Origin of the sequence: Serratia sp. M24T3 (genome assembly GCF_000257645.1) — a bacterium.
Taxonomy (GTDB): domain Bacteria; phylum Pseudomonadota; class Gammaproteobacteria; order Enterobacterales; family Enterobacteriaceae; genus Rouxiella.
Genome location: NZ_AJHJ01000065.1, coordinates 1 through 5,391, shown reverse-complemented (window position 1 = coordinate 5,391; position 5,391 = coordinate 1). Strand labels below are relative to the sequence as shown.

Annotated in this window: 6 protein-coding genes; 3 read left to right on the top strand and 3 right to left on the bottom strand. The window is 45.4% G+C overall.

Annotation, left to right across the window (positions count from 1 at the left end):
- Window positions 1-177: 177 nt before the first annotated feature.
- Window positions 178-450 carry a DUF333 domain-containing protein gene (locus SPM24T3_RS23795; protein WP_009639405.1) on the bottom strand — a complete coding sequence of 91 codons (273 nt, stop codon included), beginning with the start codon at window positions 448-450 and terminating at the stop codon, window positions 178-180.
- Window positions 451-698: 248 nt separating this feature from the next.
- Between SPM24T3_RS23795 and SPM24T3_RS23790 the strand changes: the two genes are divergently transcribed.
- A complete protein-coding gene (locus SPM24T3_RS23790; RefSeq protein ID WP_009639404.1) occupies window positions 699-1,355 on the top strand; it encodes an MgtC/SapB family protein in 657 nt (218 codons plus the stop codon).
- Here SPM24T3_RS23790 and SPM24T3_RS23785 read toward each other — a convergent pair.
- Complete coding sequence (locus tag SPM24T3_RS23785; protein ID WP_009639403.1) at window positions 1,352-2,656, bottom strand: alginate lyase family protein; 1,305 nt, start codon at window positions 2,654-2,656, stop codon at window positions 1,352-1,354. The two genes, SPM24T3_RS23790 and SPM24T3_RS23785, sit on opposite strands and share 4 nt — an antisense overlap.
- Before the next feature lie 116 nt (window positions 2,657-2,772).
- Window positions 2,773-3,096 (bottom strand): hypothetical protein, encoded by a 324-nt coding sequence (locus SPM24T3_RS25080; protein WP_071988482.1) that lies wholly within the window; start codon window positions 3,094-3,096, stop codon window positions 2,773-2,775.
- A 396-nt stretch (window positions 3,097-3,492) separates the two neighbouring features.
- Between SPM24T3_RS25080 and SPM24T3_RS23780 the strand changes: the two genes are divergently transcribed.
- Together SPM24T3_RS23780 and ttcA are read left to right on the top strand one after the other, a co-directional pair.
- Window positions 3,493-4,092 (top strand): hypothetical protein, encoded by a 600-nt coding sequence (locus SPM24T3_RS23780; protein WP_157135361.1) that lies wholly within the window; start codon window positions 3,493-3,495, stop codon window positions 4,090-4,092.
- Window positions 4,093-4,402: 310 nt separating this feature from the next.
- Window positions 4,403-5,329: a tRNA 2-thiocytidine(32) synthetase TtcA gene (ttcA, locus tag SPM24T3_RS23775; RefSeq protein ID WP_009639400.1), complete on the top strand. Its 927-nt coding sequence runs from the start codon at window positions 4,403-4,405 to the stop codon at window positions 5,327-5,329.
- Window positions 5,330-5,391: the final 62 nt, after the last annotated feature.

Below are 5,391 nucleotides of genomic sequence, written 5' to 3'. Positions count from 1 at the left end.
CTCGGGTGAACGAATGTCGCCAACACAGTCACGGCGTCAAGGGAAACCAGCATTCCTCAAAGCCATTGGCGTTGTGACAAGGCGGCAAAAGCGTGAAGCCCGATGAGCCGACACCCGTCAGTGATTCGGGTGAACGAATGTCGCCAACACAGTCACGGCGTCAAGGGAGACGAGGAATTAGGAGCAGGTGCCATTCATGACAGCCTCTTGCGCGCAACGACGCCCGTTCGACATCTGACACATGCCTACCGAAGTGCCATCAAGCTGACGAGTAAGCTGAAGGCTGCCGCCGACCATTGAACAGGCCGCTGAAGCAGGACCGTTATTGAGGCTACGAGCAATATTGAAACTATTGGCTTGCTGAGGAACATCTGCTGTTTCTTTATGACTGCTGCAAGCAGCTAAAACTAGCGTAGCGCCAGCCAGTAGAATTCGTAACGCTGTTCTCATCGTCCCTGCTCCTGGATGATTGTTTGGATAATATTAACGAATGTCATCATAGCCGAGCTTTTCTGCTAGCGTCGAGCCCTGTAAAGAAGTAAATAGCCAGTTTTCTTAAAAATTTATATCTTGATACAGATTATTTCTCTTTGTTATCCATTATGGTCATGAAAATGACATTCATTAACCCGATTTTCTTCTTAAGTCACATAAAATACAGTCATAGAATGGAATAATAACAGCAGGAGGAAATAACTATGCTGACAGATCTTTTATTGCGAATTGCCTTAGCCGGGATCTTGGGTGGATTAATCGGTATTGAAAGACAGCTGCGAGCCAAAGAAGCCGGATTACGTACTCATATTTTGGTCGGTATTGGCAGTGCCATGTTTATGATTGTTTCTAAATACGGTTTTGAAGATATTCTTAGCCAGACTCATGTCAGTTTCGACCCCAGTCGCGTAGCGGCTCAGGTAGTTAGCGGGATGGGTTTTCTTGGCGCAGGGACCATTATCATTCAGAAGCAGATAGTTAAAGGGCTGACCACGGCTGCAGGTCTTTGGGTCACTGCGGCAATCGGCCTGGTGATTGGTAGCGGTCTTTATCAGATTGGTATTTACGGGACGCTATTAACCCTGCTGGTGCTTGAAGTATTCCGCCAAATAAGTAACCGCTTTATTGGTCATCACCATTTGATTGAAGTTCGTCTTAAACCACAAAGTGTGCCACAGGTTTTAATCCAGCTGCAAAAAATGCGTATCCGCCCCGGGCATATTAAGGTCAGTCAAAAAGATGACGATGAAAATAAGTGTGACCTGATTATTGATGTTGTTTTATCGCCTCGTCAAAAGATTGAAGCTTTATATGAGGCGATATTGTCGGTCGAAGGCATTAAGCGTATCGACGTCAATTAATTTACCCAGGCTGGCAATGAAGTCAGCCAAGTGTCTCTTTGTGCCTCGACAATCGCACCGTGAGTCGGTTTCATGTGGTCAACGGCTGCGGCCTTTGAGGCCTTTGGTAAAGCAAATGAGGCTGAGCGAATAAATGTTTCATATTTCGGCTTAGCGGTTCCACTGTCGGCCCAGGACAGCAGCGGGATCATCCGAATGCCGCTTCTATCCAGACTCTTGTAAGGCCAGGGTTTAGTGCCGTCAGTATACTGGGCCATAAAATCCAGAGCTTTCAGTACACTGGCCCCTCTAGCCGTTTGATATGCCCAAAGATCTGTCCCGTCAGTTTTATGCGCCAACACCGCTAACAGACTCACTGCCTGCAAGTTGAAATAGCTGTAATGGAAAGAACGGGTACGCGCCAGCTCCAGCGGTTGCGTTCCGTCGGGCATTAACTGCGTCTCGAGTTTGCTTTCAGTCAGCGCAACCATTTTTTTGACGAGTTCAGGTTTGTCGAGATACCAGGCTATCCCGGCAACCTGTGTCGCATACCAGTTACCATGATTATTTTTGGTTTTACTTTCTTTGATAGCGATAGGACTGTTTTGCAACCAATTCAGGTACTCAGTCATCCATTGATGCATTTTCTGTTCGTCGGCGGCAGTCCAGGCAGGGTTTCCACGCAGCAGTAACAGTGAATCCACAATACGAATGGAGAAATAACGCCCATCCAGCACCCCGGCATTTCTTCCAGCCATCTTACCCGGTATGCCCTGGGCAAAATTCAGATTCGGATTCATACGGGTTTGCGGATCAATGAACCAGGTACGCAGCATAGCGGCGGCTTTATCGGCGTAACGCTGTTGCCCGGAAAAATACCAGGCCAATGTCAGGTCCTGAACTCTGGCGGTAAAAGTTGCCAAACGAACGCCATCACTTTGGTCATTCTTACTGGCCGGGTCAATTTGCCCGTCGTGACGGATCCACGGCAACCCATCAGCTTTGTTTGGGTCCGGCCACCAGTACGCGCTGAGACTGAGATAATCGTGCTTGCTCCCGCTTGGCGGTGTCATGCCTTTTTCTGTAACACTGAGAAGAGGCGACTTAAGGTCGCGGTTGGCGGCTGTCAGCAAATTTTCATATGCCTGCCGAGTGGGCTGTGCGGCTTTATCTTCAGCCAGTTGCTGTTTTACTTTTGCCAACTCACTGGCCTGCATAAATGCCAACGCAGGGTGATTAGGCGCGACGGCATAAGCCGAGCAACAGGTGACGCAGGCAAGCATTAATATCAAGATTTGCGATTTCACTAAACGCCCTTTCATTCCCACTCCCACAGTTAAAAATAGTAAGTCACCACACTATACTATTGAAATAAGGATTTTAATGGGTGAGTCTGTAAAGCTATCTAGGATAATCAGTATTTTTATTCAAAAAATGGTTATAGCCAGCGCCTGCACTGTGACTTGTTCAAATGGCTGTTGTAGAACACTTTATGCTTGCGGGCACCACAGCCTTTGCAACGGGCGACAACATAGGTGGAAGGATAAGCTCTACCGGAAGGAGCCATTGCCCCTAAATATTTAATACTTAGCATTTCCCATCGATGACCATGAGGAATGAAAATGGTTTTACTCGGTTTAAATGGCAATGTAAATTTATAATTAAAAAAATAGTTTAAATACTTACGGTAATATCTTTTAGAAATAGTACTGAGAATGACTTCTGCGGTTAACACACAGGATAAATAAAGCAGCTTTAACATTATTATTACCCAGACATCTAAAGCAAAGACTGTTAGATTCGTGGCGACCCCTTTATCTTAATAGATAAATAATAATCACATCAAGTCAGCCCCGTACATTAGCACTCTTAAACAGCGGGGAGTAATGTAATTGACTATGCTCTCAATCTTATTGATATAGCGCAAGCAAGTGAGAAAAAGAGAATCTGGATGTTGGACAGTTATCATGTCATAGCCAAATTCGCTGGAAAAAATCCGGATCACGCAAATGTCGCCCCTGAGAATTGGAAACATGCCGGCGTTGATAAACTCATTCAATTATTACAGATGAGACTTCAATCAAGATTTTCACCCCTCCCTAAGATAATCTACTGATGCCAGTTAATTTAACTTTCAGTAATACAAGGGAGAATCCTAATGTATCCAGTCGGTTTAACAGGTGGTATTTCATTAACGCAAATAACACCCGCAGCGACAGAAAACAAAGAAAGTTGTAAATTCACCAACAATTTAAAAACAATTATCAATGCATTAATACAACCCGCCACTGTTCATGCAACATCATCGACTCCATTACCCTCTCGGGAAAAGGTTTGCTTTAGTTACATGGACCCTTTCGGCTTAAATAAAAAATATGTTGCAGGAGAAACTCGTTCCATTAAGGCAAAAGACTCTCCTTTTGAATCAGATCTTATTAGCCATTTAATCGATAACAAAAATCCTGAAAAATCCAGGCTAACCGAAACCAGCTCTGCCGTTGAAGTACCGATGACAGGAGATGATGGCCGTAATTACCTGGTAAGAAGTAATTTTGTGCATTATAGAGGCCCTCAAGGCCAGGTTACCATCATGCCAGATGGAGAAGTTGACCTATCTGAAAGTCAGCATATGAAAAGAAACATGCTACCGGGCATGGCTAGAAAATCCGGAGAATTTGTAGTGTATGAAATTCCTGTAGACGAAATGACCCAAACAAAATCAGGCACCTTTTCTTCTTTCACTTTATTTAAAGATTAATCGCAGTATGACTCACCTTATAAAGTTACCGGATTAAACTTAATCACATATGCCAGATTGCGTAATCAAGTGTGCGAGAAATTTGGCATATGATACTGATTTTCTTAGAGTCAAATGCTGTATATCAGCATATCTTTGGTTTCTGCATGTGTTTATCATGCTCTCCCCCATAAGCACTATAAAACGTGTTGGCTTTCACCCGCGTAATCCGTAACATACACGCCAATTAACTACACGCTGCGTTTGTCGGCTGGCACCCTCGGCGTTTATGCCCTACCGGTGCCCCCCTTAGATCCCGAGTATCGATATAATGTTTGAAAAACAAGAAGCTACAAAAAAAGATCAGTACAACCTCAACAAGCTGCAAAAGCGGTTACGTCGTGACGTCGGTAAAGCCATTGCAGATTTTGGCATGATTGAAGAAGGCGACCGCATCATGGTTTGCCTGTCTGGCGGAAAAGACAGCTATACCATGCTGGAAATCTTGCGCAATTTGCAGCAAAGTGCGCCGGTTAATTTCTCGCTGATCGCAGTAAATCTTGATCAAAAACAACCGGGTTTCCCGGCACATATCTTGCCGGAATATCTTGAAAAGCAAGGTGTTGAGTACAAGATTGTTGAGGAAAATACCTACGCGATTGTCAAAGACAAGATCCCTGAAGGCAAAACAACTTGCTCACTGTGCTCACGCTTGCGTCGCGGCATTCTTTACCGCACGGCGACCGAGCTGGGCTGTACCAAGATTGCCTTGGGCCACCATCGTGATGACATCCTGCAAACGCTGTTCCTGAACATGTTTTACGGCGGTAAGTTAAAAGGCATGCCACCTAAGCTGATGAGCGACGACGGCAAGCACATCGTTATCCGCCCGCTGGCCTATTGCCGCGAAAAGGACATTGAGCGTTTTGCCATTGCCCGCGAATACCCAATTATTCCTTGCAACCTTTGCGGCTCGCAGCCAAACCTGCAACGTCAGGTGATTGGTGACATGTTGAAAGACTGGGATAAACGTTATCCGGGTCGCATAGAAACCATGTTCAGCGCGATGCAAAACGTAGTGCCTTCTCATCTTAATGATACTGCACTCTTTGATTTTAAAGCGATTCACCACGGTAGCGAAGTGGTTGACGGCGGTGACCTGGCGTTCGATCGTGAAGATATTCCGTTGCAGCCGGTGGGCTGGCAGGCTGAAGACGACTTGGTTGTTGAACGTCTGGATATCCTGCAGATAAAGTAATTCCTATTGCGTGAAAGTCTTGCAAGTCACGCACGCTAGAATAAAAAACGCGCTGAAACATT